Annotated in this window: 14 protein-coding genes, 1 tRNA gene and 1 riboswitch; of the genes, 9 read left to right on the top strand and 6 right to left on the bottom strand. The window is 68.4% G+C overall.

All coding sequences use genetic code 11. The features are described from left to right. Positions 1-959 precede the first annotated feature (959 nt). Positions 960-1,232 carry a hypothetical protein gene (locus AC1DSZ_RS19455; protein WP_476840005.1) on the bottom strand — a complete coding sequence of 91 codons (273 nt, stop codon included), beginning with the start codon at positions 1,230-1,232 and terminating at the stop codon, positions 960-962. A 297-nt stretch (positions 1,233-1,529) separates the two neighbouring features. Between AC1DSZ_RS19455 and accB the strand changes: the two genes are divergently transcribed. The 7 genes from accB (at position 1,530) to AC1DSZ_RS19490 (ending at position 8,450) form a co-directional block, all read left to right on the top strand. Continuing rightward, a complete protein-coding gene (gene accB / locus AC1DSZ_RS19460; RefSeq protein WP_476840006.1) occupies positions 1,530-2,009 on the top strand; it encodes an acetyl-CoA carboxylase biotin carboxyl carrier protein in 480 nt (159 codons plus the stop codon). After that, positions 2,009-3,373, top strand: a complete 1,365-nt coding sequence (gene accC / locus AC1DSZ_RS19465) for an acetyl-CoA carboxylase biotin carboxylase subunit (RefSeq protein WP_476840007.1) — start codon at positions 2,009-2,011, stop codon at positions 3,371-3,373. The genes accB and accC overlap by 1 nt, the downstream gene beginning before the upstream one ends. Positions 3,374-3,415: 42 nt before the next feature. Continuing rightward, complete coding sequence (gene aat, locus AC1DSZ_RS19470; protein WP_476840008.1) at positions 3,416-4,084, top strand: leucyl/phenylalanyl-tRNA--protein transferase; 669 nt, start codon at positions 3,416-3,418, stop codon at positions 4,082-4,084. A gap of 76 nt (positions 4,085-4,160) precedes the next feature. Beyond that, positions 4,161-4,236: transfer RNA gene (locus tag AC1DSZ_RS19475), tRNA-Lys, on the top strand. Positions 4,237-4,378: 142 nt separating this feature from the next. Then, a riboswitch (cobalamin riboswitch) is annotated at positions 4,379-4,573 on the top strand. Between the two features lie 98 nt (positions 4,574-4,671). Beyond that, positions 4,672-4,851, top strand: coding sequence for a CbtB domain-containing protein (locus AC1DSZ_RS19480; protein ID WP_476840136.1), 180 nt, complete (start codon positions 4,672-4,674; stop codon positions 4,849-4,851). A 10-nt stretch (positions 4,852-4,861) separates the two neighbouring features. Beyond that, entirely contained in the window at positions 4,862-5,617 is a 756-nt protein-coding gene (locus tag AC1DSZ_RS19485) for a CbtA family protein (protein ID WP_476840009.1), read from the top strand. A gap of 409 nt (positions 5,618-6,026) precedes the next feature. Then, the gene (locus tag AC1DSZ_RS19490) at positions 6,027-8,450 is read left to right on the top strand and encodes a penicillin-binding protein 1A (protein ID WP_476840010.1); all 2,424 of its coding nucleotides are present in this window, start codon (positions 6,027-6,029) and stop codon (positions 8,448-8,450) included. Here the strand turns inward: AC1DSZ_RS19490 and AC1DSZ_RS19495 are convergent. The 3 genes from AC1DSZ_RS19495 to AC1DSZ_RS19505 form a co-directional block, all read right to left on the bottom strand. After that, complete coding sequence (locus tag AC1DSZ_RS19495; RefSeq protein WP_188518321.1) at positions 8,447-8,869, bottom strand: response regulator; 423 nt, start codon at positions 8,867-8,869, stop codon at positions 8,447-8,449. The genes AC1DSZ_RS19490 and AC1DSZ_RS19495 overlap by 4 nt on opposite strands. Continuing rightward, positions 8,866-9,189 carry a PilZ domain-containing protein gene (locus tag AC1DSZ_RS19500; RefSeq protein WP_476840011.1) on the bottom strand — a complete coding sequence of 108 codons (324 nt, stop codon included), beginning with the start codon at positions 9,187-9,189 and terminating at the stop codon, positions 8,866-8,868. The genes AC1DSZ_RS19495 and AC1DSZ_RS19500 overlap by 4 nt, the downstream gene beginning before the upstream one ends. A 119-nt stretch (positions 9,190-9,308) precedes the next feature. After that, positions 9,309-9,536, bottom strand: coding sequence for a hypothetical protein (locus AC1DSZ_RS19505; protein ID WP_476840012.1), 228 nt, complete (start codon positions 9,534-9,536; stop codon positions 9,309-9,311). 648 nt (positions 9,537-10,184) lie between these two features. On the opposite strand from AC1DSZ_RS19505, the gene AC1DSZ_RS19510 reads away from it, so the two are divergent. Continuing rightward, positions 10,185-10,679 carry a Dps family protein gene (locus tag AC1DSZ_RS19510; RefSeq protein ID WP_476840137.1) on the top strand — a complete coding sequence of 165 codons (495 nt, stop codon included), beginning with the start codon at positions 10,185-10,187 and terminating at the stop codon, positions 10,677-10,679. Positions 10,680-10,761: 82 nt separating this feature from the next. Further along, entirely contained in the window at positions 10,762-11,496 is a 735-nt protein-coding gene (locus tag AC1DSZ_RS19515) for a hypothetical protein (RefSeq protein ID WP_476840013.1), read from the top strand. Here AC1DSZ_RS19515 and AC1DSZ_RS19520 read toward each other — a convergent pair. Then, the gene (locus AC1DSZ_RS19520; RefSeq protein WP_476840014.1) at positions 11,483-12,433 is read right to left on the bottom strand and encodes a PAS domain S-box protein; all 951 of its coding nucleotides are present in this window, start codon (positions 12,431-12,433) and stop codon (positions 11,483-11,485) included. The genes AC1DSZ_RS19515 and AC1DSZ_RS19520 overlap by 14 nt on opposite strands. Before the next feature lie 107 nt (positions 12,434-12,540). Beyond that, positions 12,541-13,569, bottom strand: coding sequence for a sensor histidine kinase (locus AC1DSZ_RS19525; RefSeq protein WP_476840015.1), 1,029 nt, complete (start codon positions 13,567-13,569; stop codon positions 12,541-12,543). Between the last annotated feature and the right edge of the window lies 1 nt (position 13,570).

Consider the following 13,570-nt stretch of genomic DNA (forward strand, 5'->3'; position numbering starts at 1 on the left):
CCCGCCGCCGGGCGCCCGCAGGCCGGCCTCGCCCTCCGCCCGCGCCAACCCGCGCGCTTGCGCGGGCGCCCCGTCCCACTCCGGCAGGGCCGGCGACACCCCCTCGAGGCTCGCGATCCGGGAACTCATGAAGCCGCCCCATCCCGACCAGGAACCGGCGCTTCGCCCGCCCGCCCGATCGACAATTCAAAAACCCGGGATCAATCCCGCCCTTCCGAATACAGGGATCGCCACAGGACTCGCAACACACGTTTAAGTTGCGTTACTGGCATTACGGCCTGTTGTTGGAGAACAAGCGGCTATTTACTTCGAGAAATGCTTGGAAATAGGAAAAAGCGGCCTATCCGGTTAACCTTCTCCGGAGAGTTTCCGGCCGGACCATCCCCCGGCCCACGCGCCGCGCCAAAGGCGGAGCCTGCGGGCGGCGCAACGCACCCGCGCCAATTTGGAGCCTGCAGACGGCAAGTAGCGCACCCGCGCCAACGCGGAGCCTGCGAACCGCGAGCAGCGCGCCCGCGCCAACGCGCAGCGTGCGAACGGCGAGCAGCGCGCTCGGCCAACGCGGAGCGTTCGAACGGCAAGCAGCGCGCCCGCGCCAACGCGGAGCCTGCGAACAGAGAGCAGTGCGCCCGCGCCAACGCGCAGCGTGCGAACCGCGAGCAGCGCGCTCGGCCCGCGAGGAGCGTGCGAACCGCGAGCAGCGCCCGACCCGCGCAGACCGAAGGAAAGGGTCACATGCGCGAAGCGCCCGGAATTGGCGAAGCGCGGAGCGCTGCAACGCGCGAAGCATCCGAACAGCGCGGAACGTGCGAAGCGCCGCCAAGCGCGGAGCATCCGACACGAACAGCGCGAAACGCCGGTATCCCTGAATCGGCCGAATGGCCGATCGCGCCGACGCGGCCCCAAATCCGGCCCGTCGCGTTCGCTGCGCCGGCCGACACTGCGGCCTGAGCCGGACCTCAGTCGAACCCGCGGCCGCCGCGCGCCAGCGCCACCCGCAGCACCGCCCGCGGATAGCCCAGCCAGGCCCGCAGCCCCGGCCCGCGCCGGGCCGAACGGCTTCCGGGAGACCCGCGACGGAGAGACACGCTGCGGAGAGACACGCTCACAATCGCGTCGCCCGCCCCGGCCGCGCCCGCCGCCCGGACCTGCCGGTCAAAGCCTCGCCCGCCGCCCGCCTGAGCGTCCCCGGCCGCATCACGTGCGATATCGATACTTGCCAATGAACTCACGCCATCCTCCTCAGAGGAGTAAACCCGTCAGATGAACTGTTAAGTCTTTTTTAGGAATGTGCCCTCCCGAGCTTTGTACATGCTGATTCGAAGCATCGGCAACACGTCTTCTACGTGCACAACCCGGGCCTGCTCGCAGGCTTTGCATTGTTGATGGCGCGCGCGTGCGCGTGGGCGCGCGCTTCCCCTCCCGCCCGCAAGCGGATATGAGAGCGCGTCGGAGCGCGCCCGCGCCGGGACCCGCTCCCCCGCGCGTGCGCGCACCCGCCCACCCAAACGAAGGCGACGACCAGACCCATGTCCAAGGACCAAGCCATCGACCCCAAGCTCGTGCGCGAGATCGCCACCATGCTCGCCGATACGGACCTGACCGAGATCGAGGTCGAAAAGGGCGACTTGCGCATCCGGGTCGTCCGGCAACTTCCCGCGCCCCAGGTGGTGCAGTATTCCGCTCCCGCGCACGCCCCGCATGCGACCGTGGCCCCGCCGCCCGTTCCCACCGCGGCGCCCGGCTCGGCCAAGGCCGAAGCCGCCGGCCCGCCCGCCGGCGCGGTGACGTCCCCGATGGTGGGCACCGCCTATCGCCGCCCCTCGCCGGACGCCAAGGCGTTCGTGGAGGTCGGCTCCGTCGTGAAGGCGGGCGAGAAGATCCTGCTGGTCGAGGCCATGAAGACCTTCAACGAGATCGTGGCGCCCCGCGCCGGCACCGTCACGGCCATCTTCATCGAGGACGGCCAGCCGGTGGAATACGGCGAGCCGCTGCTGGTCATCGAATAATGTTCGACAAGATCCTCATCGCCAACCGCGGCGAGATCGCCCTTCGCGTGCTGCGCGCCGCCAAGGAGCTCGGCATCGCCACCGTGGCGGTCCACTCCACCGCCGACGCCGACGCCATGCATGTGCGCCTCGCGGACGAAAGCGTGTGCATCGGTCCGCCGGCCGCGCGCGACAGCTATCTCAATGTGCCCGCCCTGCTCGCCGCCTGCGAGATCACGGGCGCGGATGCGGTGCATCCGGGCTACGGCTTCCTGTCCGAGAACGCGCGCTTCGCCGAGATTCTCGAGAGCCACAACATTCACTTCATCGGCCCCAAGGCGGAGCACATCCGCATCATGGGCGACAAGATCGAGGCCAAGCGCACCGCCAAGCGCCTCGGCATCCCGTGCGTGCCCGGCTCCGAGGGCGGCATCACGGATGATGACGAGGCCATGCGGGTCGCGGCCGACATCGGCTACCCGGTGCTCGTGAAGGCGGCCGCCGGCGGCGGCGGGCGCGGCATGAAGGTGGCGCGCACCGAAGGCGACCTCGTTGACGCGCTGCAGACCGCCCGCACGGAGGCCAAGGCCGCCTTCGGCGACGACGCCGTCTATCTCGAGAAGTACCTCGAGAAGCCCCGCCACATCGAGCTGCAGGTGCTGGGCGACGGCCGCGGCGGCGCGGTGCACCTCTTCGAGCGTGACTGCTCGCTGCAGCGTCGCCACCAGAAGGTGTGGGAGGAAGGCCCCTCCCCGGCGCTCAACGGCGAGATGCGCTCCAAGATCGGCGCAACCGTCGCCAAGGCGATGCAGGAGCTGCAATATCTCGGCGCCGGCACGGTGGAGTTCCTGTACGAGGACGGCGAGTTCTATTTCATCGAGATGAACACCCGCATCCAGGTGGAGCATCCCGTCACCGAGATGATCACCGGCATCGATCTCGTGAACGAGCAGATCCGGCTGGCCGCCGGCGCGGACCTGTCGTTCTCGCAGGACGACATCCAGCTCAACGGCCACGCCATCGAGTGCCGGATCAACGCCGAGCACCCGGCCACCTTCATGCCCTCGCCGGGCCGGATCGCCTATTTCCACCCGCCGGGCGGGCTGGGCGTGCGCGTCGATTCGGCCGTGTACCAGGGCTACACCATCCCGCCGAACTACGATTCGCTGGTCGGCAAGCTGATCGTGCACGGACGCAACCGCAATGAGTGCCTGATGCGCCTTCGGAGGGCCCTGGACGAGTTCGTGGTGGATGGGATCGAGACCACCCTACCGCTTTTTAGGGCCCTGGTTCGTAACCCAGACATCCAGAACGGGGACTACGATATTCACTGGCTGGAGAAGTATCTTGCAGCCGGGGGCATGAACGATCCGACCGGCGCTTGAACGCTGGCGATGACGAGAGCCCGCAGGAGCGGGCCGTAGCGGATGGCGAGACGACAGGACGCTGACACGGAGATCACGCCGGAGCTTTTGCTCCGCGCCTACGCGTGCGGCATTTTTCCCATGGCGGAGAGCGCCGACGATCCGGCGCTTTACTGGGTGGAGCCGCGCGAGCGCGGCGTCATCCCGCTCGACGGCTTCCAGCTGCCGTCGCGGCTGGCCCGCACGGTGCGCTCGGACCGGTTCGAGGTCCGCGTCGACCATGATTTCGAGGGCGTCATCGACGGCTGCGCCGCGCCGGCGCCCGATCGCCGCCAGACCTGGATCAACGCGAGAATCCGCGAGCTCTACGGCGCGCTGTTCGATCTCGGCTGGGCCCACACGGTGGAGTGCTGGCGCGACGGGCGACTCGTGGGCGGGCTCTATGGCGTGCGGCTCGGCGGCGCCTTCTTCGGCGAGAGCATGTTCCACCGCGAGCGGGACGCCTCCAAGGTGGCGCTGGTGCATCTGGTCGCCCGGTTGCGGGTCGGTCATTTCCGCCTGCTCGACACCCAGTTCGTGACGCCGCATCTCGCTGGCTTCGGCGCCGTCGAGGTGCCCCGGCGCGACTACCGCCGGCTGCTCGACGCCGCCACCAATGTCGAGGCGGATTTCACCGCTTGGCCCAAGGCGCCCGCCCCGACGGGGCGCGACGTCCTGGACGCCCTCGCCTGATGGTCGCCGAGCTCGCCGCCGCGGCGTCGCGCTCTATTGACCGGGCGAGGCCATGCGGCTAGGCATCCGGGCGAGCGAGCGCGTAGCTCAGCCGGTAGAGCAACTGACTTTTAATCAGTAGGTCCTGGGTTCGAGTCCCAGCGCGCTCACCACCATCAAGGCGCTTACCGGCAGGCGCTTGAATTCCTCCGCCGATATTGGGGTCGCCCGGCATCCACACGGCTCGGCGGTGTTTTTTTCGCGGCGTGCGCGCCTGAAATTCACTCAATTCGATGGACGCCGCGCAGCCCTCCGCTATGCTGCCCGTGCGACGGCGCCCTTCGGGGCTTGAAAGGGAACGCAGTGCGGGCGCAAGCCCAAAGCTGCGACTGCCCCCGCAACTGTGAGCGGCGAGCGAAGGCGAGTTCACCACTGGTCCATCAGGGCTGGGAAGGTTCGCCGGAGCGACGACCCGCAAGTCAGGAGACCTGCCGTCGCGACAAACCAAGGGCGGGCGCCCGGGATGGTTCGCGACAGGCCGCATCCACGAGGGACGCGGCGCTCCCGTTCCGCCATGCGCCGCGCCGGCAACTCGGGGTGAGAACATGTTGCAGCAGTCTTCCGTCGCGTCACACGTCCCGGCCGTCAAGGCCAGCGCCCTTCTGCAGGCCGCCTTCGCGGTTCTGCTCGGCGTCATGCTGGTCGGCTTCACGGGCTTTGCCCACGTGGAGGCGGTGCACAACGCGGCTCATGACACGCGCCACGCCAGCGGCTTTCCCTGCCACTGACGGCGCGGCGATGTCCGTTTTTCGTTCGATCGTCTTCACGGCCGCGGCGGCCGGCCTTCTGGTTGGCCTCACCGTCACGGGCCTGCAGCAGGTTCGCGCCGTTCCGCTGATCCTCAAGGCCGAGGTCTACGAGCAGAAGGCCGAGGCCGCGCAGACGGCTCCAGCCCCTGTGGCGCCGCACGCTCATGAGCTGGGCGCAGCGCCGCATTCGCACGCCGCGACCGCTGCGCCGCACGAGCACGGGGCCGCGTGGCAGCCGGCCGAGGGCTTCCAGCGCAACGCCTTCACGGCGCTGTTCAACGTCGTGACCTGGATCGGCTTTGGCCTCGGCCTCGCCGGTCTCATGGTGATCGCCCGCCGCCCGGCCACCTGGCGCGAAGGCCTCATCTGGGGTCTCGGCGGTTTCGCCGCCCTCACGCTGGCGCCCAGCATCGGGTTGCCGCCCGAACTGCCCGGCATGCCGGCCGCCGACGTGGTGGCGCGCCAATTCTGGTGGATCGGGGCCGCGCTTTCCACCGCGATGGGGCTCGGCTTGATCGCTCTCACCCGCGCGCCGCTGCCCTGCATCTTGGGCGCTCTGCTGCTGGTGGCGCCGCACCTCGTCGGAGCGCCGCAGCCGCCCGCCGCCGAAAGCGCCGTTCCGGACGCCATGGCGCGGGATTTCGTGACGGCCGTGATGGTCAGCGCCTTCGTTTCATGGGCGCTGCTTGGCGCCCTCACGGGATTCTTCCTCCACCGCTTCCGCGGGAGCGAGAGCGAGGCCTGAGATCGCGCCGCGCAGGTCGCGACTGGTGATGTGAAAGCGCGCGCCGGGCTCCAACCCGGCGCGTTGCATTTTGAGCCGGGCCGCAAGCCAGAACGCAGCCTGATGGCGGGCCGCGAAAGCCAGGCACTCGGCGGGCGTCGGCTCCTGCCGCAACAGCGCCCGAAACGCGCGCCGATGCATCACGCATCGCCCGTCCTCGCCCGGGGGCGAGAAGGCCAGGCAGTCGTTGGCGCCGTCCCACTCCATGCGCCCTTGTAGCGGGGTTAGGGGCCGCCGCGCAAAGGCGTTCGAGCACGAGGCAAAAGCGGCGCAAGCGTTGCTGCGCAATGCTTATTTCGGCTGCGCCTCCCCGCTTTGACCACATTCGCGGCGCATGCCGTCGCGCGCTGGAACAGGTGGGTTTGCGTCGATGCGATTCTTTTTGCGCGGGATCGGTTTTGTGTTCACGGCCGGCGCGATCGTGTTCGTGGTGGCCGCGATCGCGGTCGGCGGCCTGCTCTGGAAGGTGTCGCGCGATCTGCCGGACTACACGCAGCTGGCCGACTACCAGCCTGCCGTGATGACCCGCGTGCACGCCGCCGACGGCAGCCTGCTGGCCGAATACGCCCGCGAGCGGCGCATGTTCATCCCCATCCAGTCGGTCCCCAAGCTGGTGATCGCGGCCTTCGTGTCGGCCGAGGACAAGAACTTCTACAAGCACCAGGGCGTCGATCCGGAAGGCATCGCCCGCGCGGCGCTGTACTACTTCAAGCGCGACCAGGGCCGCCGCCCGCAGGGCGCCTCCACGATCACCCAGCAGGTGGCGAAGAACTTCCTGCTCACCAGCGAGCAGACCTTCGATCGCAAGATCAAGGAGGTGCTGCTGGCGCTGAAGATGGAGAACACCTACACCAAGGATAAGATCCTCGAGCTCTATCTCAACGAGATCTATCTCGGCCTCGGCAACTACGGCATCGCGGCCGCCTCGCTGAACTACTACGGCAAGTCCGTCCACGAGCTGACCCTGGCCGAGGTCGCCTATCTGGCGGCGCTGCCGAAAGGCCCAAACAACTACAATCCCTTCCGCTTCCGCGAAGCCGCCACCGAGCGCCGCAACTACGTCATCGATCGCATGGTCGAGAACGGCTATGTGAGCAAGCAGGACGGCGACAAGGCCAAGGCCGAGCCGCTCGACGTGAACCCGCGGTCGCTTTCGCCCAACACCTACGCTGCGGGCTTCTTCGCCGAGGACGTGCGCCGCGAGATCGCGGACCGTTTTGGCGAAAAGGCCCTGTACGAGGGCGGCATGTCCGTGCGCACGACCCTCGACCCGAAGATCCAGGTCATGGCCCGAAAGGCGCTCGCGGACGGGCTGGTGCGCTACGACGAGGCGCATGGCTGGCGCGGCGCGATGCAGAAGATCGACATCGCCAGCAAGGAATGGGGCGCGGCCCTGGCCGAAGTGCCGGCGCTTGGCGACGTGCAGCCCTGGCGCCTTGCGGTGGTGACGGACGTCGTCCCGGAGGGCGCCCGCATCGGCCTCCAGCCTGCGCGCGAGCCGTCGGGCGCGATCGCCAAGGCGCGCGAGACCGGGTTGATCACGCCGGACGGCCTCAAATGGACCCGCAAGGCCCCGCGGCAGGCGCTGGCCGCCGGCGACGTCATCTACGTGGAGCCCGTCGACGGCAAGCCCGGCCAGTTCCGCCTGCGCCAGCTGCCGGAGATCTCCGGCGGCCTCGTCGCCATGGATCCCTATACGGGCCGCGTGCTCGCGATGGTGGGCGGGTTCTCGTTCGACCAGTCCAAGTTCAACCGCGCCTCGCAGGCGCAGCGCCAGCCTGGCTCCTCGTTCAAGCCCATCGTCTATGCGGCGGCGCTGGACAACGGCTACACGCCCTCCAGCATCATCCTGGACGCGCCGATCAGCATCGACCAGGGCCCCGGGCAGGAGCCCTGGCGGCCGGAAAACGCCGAGGAAGGATTCGCAGGCCCGCGCACGCTGCGCTTTGGCGTCGAGCATTCGCAAAACATGATGACGGTGCGCCTCGCGCAGGACATCGGCATGCCGCTGGTGGTGGAATACGCCAAGCGCTTCGGCGTCTACGACAATTTGCAGCCGCTCCTGGCCATGTCGCTCGGCTCCGGTGAAACAACCGTGATGCGCATGACGGCCGCGTATTCCATCTTCGCGAATGGCGGCAAGCGCGTGAAGCCGACGCTGATCGACAGGGTGCAGGACCGCTGGGGCCGTAACGTCTACGCGCATGACGAGCGCAAATGCGTCGGCTGCGACGCCCAGAGCTTCAGTGGGCAGAGCGAGCCCAAGATCGTGGACGAGCGCCAGCAGGCGCTGGACCCGCTCACCGCCTACCAGGTCACCTCGATCCTCGAGGGCGTGGTCCAGCGTGGCACCGGCTCCAGCGTCAAGGAGGTCGGCAAGCCGCTTGCGGGCAAGACCGGCACCACCAATGACGCCAAGGACCTGTGGTTCGTCGGCTTCTCGCCCGACCTCGCGGCCGGGGTCTATATCGGCTACGACCAGCCGCGTTCGCTCGGCAACTCGGCCTATGCGGCGCAGTACGCCGCCCCGATCTTCCGCGATTTCATGAAGATGGCGCTGGCGGACAAGCCTCCGACTCCGTTCCGCGTGCCGCCGGGCATCAAGCTGGTGCGCGTCGATCCGCAGACGGGCGCCCGGGCGACAGGCGGCGACCGCAGCATCCTGGAAGCCTTCAAGCCCGGCACGGCGCCGCCCGACGCCGGCGGCTATGGCGGCTTCGGGGACGGCTCGCCCATGGCGGCCGCACCCGGCGAGGGGCAGCAGGTCGGCGCCGGAACGGGCGGCCTGTACTAGACGGCGTGCCGCTGCCGGTTAGTGTCGCCGAAACCGAGCGCGTGCATGCGCTTCCACAGGTCGCTCGGCGAAAAGGGCTTCTTCAGGAAGCACGTCACGCCCAGCTTGCCGGCGCGCTCGATCAGCGCCTTGGTGGGCGCGCCCGAGAACAGGATGACGGGCAGGTCCGTCCGGGCCGAGATCTGCGGATCGCGGATGATCTCCAGCAGCTGTCCGCCGTTCAGGCTGGGCAGGTGCCAGTCCAGCAGCAGCAGCTCCGGCGAGAAGGTCTGCAGGGCGTCCAGCGCGCCCTCTCCGTCGCCGACCTCTGTGACGTTGCGCAGGCCCACCTGGCGCAGCATCCGGCGCACCATGGAGCGCACGAAGAGGCTGTCCTCGACCAGCAGAACGGGGATGTCGGGAAAAAGAAGCTGGCTCATGGCGCGCCCTGCCCGGTCCGCAATTGCACCAGCCGCGCTTCAAGCGCCGCCGGGTTGAGCAGCGCATTGCGTCCGCCCGCGAACTCGATGCCGATGTGAAGCCCGGTCGACCAGCGCAGCTTGCAGGGCCGCGGCGTCACCTCGCCGGCGATCATGATGCGGAACTGCGCCGGCCAGGCGCCCTGCGACGTCCGGAACTGGAGCTTGGCTCCCTCGTCCGAAAGGTCGTTGACGAGGCACTCGACCGTCCCGGCAGGCAGCAGCACCTTGGCGGGCAACAAGGCGCGCCGCCGAACAGACTTGCGCCGTTGGGAGGACATGGGTGGGCTCCATACGATCAACGTGCATGATCGACGAAGCACAACCTATAGGGGCGCTACTTGGAGGCGGCTTTCCGGGATAGGTCGAATTGTAGCGATCGGGCGGTTTTGGGCGCCGCCTACTGGAGCACGGGCCGCGACGCTACCGCGGCGCGCAGCGCGGTGGGGTCGAGATCGGAGCGCAGCTTGCGGGCGGCCGAATGGGCGTGGAACACGGCCCGGCCCATCTCGGCGCGGTCTCGCACCGCGAAGGTCTCGGCGTAGACCCTCTGCCCCTCATGCAGGATGGCGACCTCGACCATGCGCGACTCGGCGGGCGTTTCGGTTTCGGCGACGCTGGGGAGCATGATGCGAAGTCTCCGCGCGGCAGGATCGATGGGCCAGCGTGGCCCCGAATGGTTCACGATCCATGAACGTTCAAAGCTCGCGCCGGTTGCGCCGCTGCTTTGCCGTCATTCGCGAGGTCCACGAACCCGCGGTGGACGGGCGAAACGTTGCAGCGACGCCACACCGGGCTTTCGCCGCGAAGGCGATTCGAAAATTCGGCGCAAACCCCTTGCTTTTTCGCACTGCACAAATTAGGTAAGTAACCGTGACGCTTCGGCGTCATAGCCCTCCTTGGGCGTTTCCTCCCTAGACTTGGGGCCGCTGCGTTCGCGCGAGCGGCCCTCTTTCTTTTGAGCCTGCCGCATCCGGAACGATCCCCCAAGCGGATCGTTAACGCGCAGATCACGGTGGCGCTTGCGCTCCGTGCGATCTTCAACGCCGGAGAATGCGCCATGGCCGCCGCGAAACCCAAATCCAGCTCGCCCAAAACCAGCTCGCCCAAAGGCGGCTCGTTGAAGTCCGGAGCTTCCGCAAAGCCGTCCGGCAAGGCGCAGCCCATGGACGAAGCGGGCGAGATGGCCGCCATGCAGCCCCCCGCATCCCCGGCCCGCGCCGCGGCGCGCAGCGCCTCTTCGCCGGCCAAGACCTCCGGGCGCCTGGGCGCCGCCATGCTTCAGACGCCGACCGACCTCGAGCCCGACGACGTCGAGAAGGTCGCGAAGGTGATCAACGGCCTGCTGGCCGACGCGTTCTCGCTGTACATGAAGACCAAGAACTTCCACTGGCACGTCAGCGGCCCGCATTTCCGCGACTACCATCTCATGCTGGACGAGCACGCCGACCAGATCTTCGCCTCCACGGACCCGCTCGCCGAACGCGTGCGCAAGATCGGCGGCAAGACGCTGCGCTCCATCGGCGATATCATGAAGCTCCGCCGCATCCAGGACAACGACGCCGACTTCGTGTCCGCCGCGGACATGTTGGGCGAGCTGCTGGCCGACAACAAGGCCATGGCGGCCGCCATGCGCGACGCCCATGACGTCTGCGACGAGGCCGAGGACGTCGCGACCGCAAGCCTTCTGGAAGATCTGATCGACCAGACCGAACGGCGCACCTGGTTCCTGTTCGAGGCCAGCCGCGCCGCCGACCAGAGCGGCCACTGAGCGGAGCCTGCTAGGGGGTCACCCTTCGGCAAGCATTGCGCGTCACTCTCGCCGCCGGCATCCTCCGGCGGCGAACTGATTCATGGCCTCCACCTTTCGAGACGAACGCAACGCCAAGTCGCGCGCGCGACTGGCCAAGAGCCTCCCGGCCCTGTTCCCGGCCGAGGTGCTGGCGCATACCTATGCGCGGCCGTTCATTCCGCCCACGCCCCGGCTGGCGATCGAATCCTACTGGCGCAACCACCCGGTCCGGGCCGACCGCCTCGCCCGCGCGATGGCGGCCAAGACCGGGCAGCCAGACGGCTGGGAATGGCGGATCGGCGCGCTCGAGGAAGGCGTCGCCGCCACCTTCCGCGCTCCGCCCGCTCCGTTCCGCGAGGCGCGCCACGCAAGGGGGCCCGGCCATTGCCGCGTCTGCGGCGCGCCCGTGTTCCGCCTGGGGTGGCACAAGGATCTCTGGGGCGACGGCAAGCTGAACGCGCGGGCGGAATGGCACTCGGCCTGCGTCACCGCATGGCGGCTATGGACGGCGCCGAGCGACTTCGTCACCCCCCTCGCCAAGCTTCAGAACCGGCGCTGCGCCACCAGCGGCAAGCGTCTGCTGAAAACCGCCGAGGTGGACCACAAGACGCCGCTGTTTCGCGTCTGGCGCGACCGGCGCGCCCTCCCCTGGCCCGAACTGTTGACGCACTGGGGCGCGCCGAACCTGCAGGTGATCAATCGCGCCGCCCATGTCGACAAATGCGGCGCGGAAGCCTCAGAGCGCAGCGTCTTTGGACGAGGCCTGGCGGAGAGCCCGGAGTTCAGCGCTTCCTGAACGCGATGGAGCCGCCATCCGGCGCCGCTTCCATGTCGAAGCCTGCGCTGCGCGCGTATTGCCGCACCAGCAGCAGAGCCGTTTTTTCGTCCAGCAGGTCCGCCCGCGGCGGCTGGGCCTCGATCGTCACGCTGTCGTCGCCCGCAAAGCCGATCACAAGCTTCGCCCCGGCGCGGCCATTCGAGAGGATCGCGATCGCCTCGGCGAGGCCCAGCATAAAGCTCGACGCCTGGTCGGTCGGGATCACGCCATCACCCACCGCGGCCTCGACCTTCACGGACAGGCTGGGGTCCACCGCGTTGGCGTCCTCGACTGCGCTCGCCACAACCTGACGGATCGGGATGACGCCGAGCGGGTCCAACGTCTGCAGGCTCTTCTGGGCGAGCGCCATGGCGCTTACGCGGCGATCGAGAACGCCCAGCAGCGCCTGCCCGCTCGCGTCCGCGCCGCGTGTGCTGAGGCGCACGAGGGCCAGCACGGATTGCAGGTTGTTGCGCACCCGGTGGTAGAGCTCGCGCAACAGCACATCGCGCTCGGCCAGCGCCTCGACCAGCTGCAGCTCGGTCTCGCGATGCGACGTCACGTCGACGCAGGACCCGAAATAGCCGGCGAATTCGCCATCCCGGTAATAGGGACGGCCATTGTCCAGGACGAACCTGTAGACCCCGTCCGCACGCCGGAGCCGGTATTCCATCGTGAAGGGTTCGCGCTTGCGGAAGGACGATTGGAAGACCTCAAGACAGCTCTCGAGGTCTTCCGCATGCACGCCGTCCCGCCAACCTGCGCCGACTTCCTGCTCCAGCGTGCGACCCGTGAAGGTGAGCCAGGGTTCGTTGAACCAGTCACAGGCCATGTCGAGATCGGACCGCCAGAACATCACCGGAGCCTGATCGGCCAACACGCGAAATTCCGATTCGCTGAGAGGCATGTTCAACATGGCGTACGCGTCCGGGCCCGGTTTGAAGGAGGGTCTTGGTTAGACGAGCTCTGACCCGGGGCAACGTGCGGGCGAGCCTCTGCGGCTGGTTGTGCCATCACCGGCGTTCACATTTCAAAGGACAAAACCGCGCGGGTTCCGGCCGGGCGCTCCTCATAGGTCAGTTGCGCCTGCAGGCTGGCCGCCATGGCCTTGATGATCCGCATGCCGAGCCCGCTGCCCTGGATGGGGCCGTCGCCCGTCCAGCCCGCGCCGTCGTCTTCCACGGCCAGCGACACGGTGTTGTCCCCGTCCCAGAGCCGGATCCTGATTTCACCGGATGCCCCCGCCGGGTAGGCGTATTTGAACGCGTTTGTGACGAGTTCGCTGACGATTACGCCCACCGCCACGGCCTTGTCGGTGGCGATCCGCAGCGGCGCAGCCTCCAGCGTGAGCTTGTGCTCGCGCGCGGCCATGCGCATCGCCGCCGACAGCTCCTCGCTCAGCCCTTCGAGATAGCCGGACATGTCCACGAAGCGGACATCGTTGGAGGTGTAGAGCCGGCGATGAACCTGCGCGATGGCGTGGATGCGGCCATGCGCCTCCGCCAGCGCCTCGCGCGCCGGGCCCTCGTGCACGGTCTTCTGCTGCATGGTCACAAGCGAGGCCACGAGCTGGAGGCTGTTGGCGACCCTGTGGTTGACCTCGCGCAGGAGAATCTCGGCGCGCTCGCGGGCCTCGCGCATCTCCGTCTCGGCGGCCTCCTTGGCGCGCCGCAGCGCCACCTGCACTAGCGCCTGGTCGATGGCCTGCCGGAACAGGTCGATAAAGGCGTTGCCGACGTCCTTGATCACGTAGTCGGCCGCGCCGGCCTTGAGCGCCGCGATGGCGACGCGGCCCTCGTCCGTACCGGTCACGTAGATCACGGGCGGCGCATCGGGAATGGTGCGCCGGATCTCTTCGAGAATGTCTAGGCCGTCTCGCCCCGGCATGAAGTGGTCGAGGCCGACGATGTCGAACCGGTGCGCCCGTAGCTGCGCCAGCCCTTCGTCGCCCGTCGGCACGTGAGTCACCACGCAGTCGTGCCGCGCGAGCGTCCGGCTCACCAGCCGGCCCAGGCCCGCATCGTCATCGATGTAGAGAACGTTGATCGGCACG

The organism is Alsobacter sp. P4_H11, assembly GCF_056400925.1.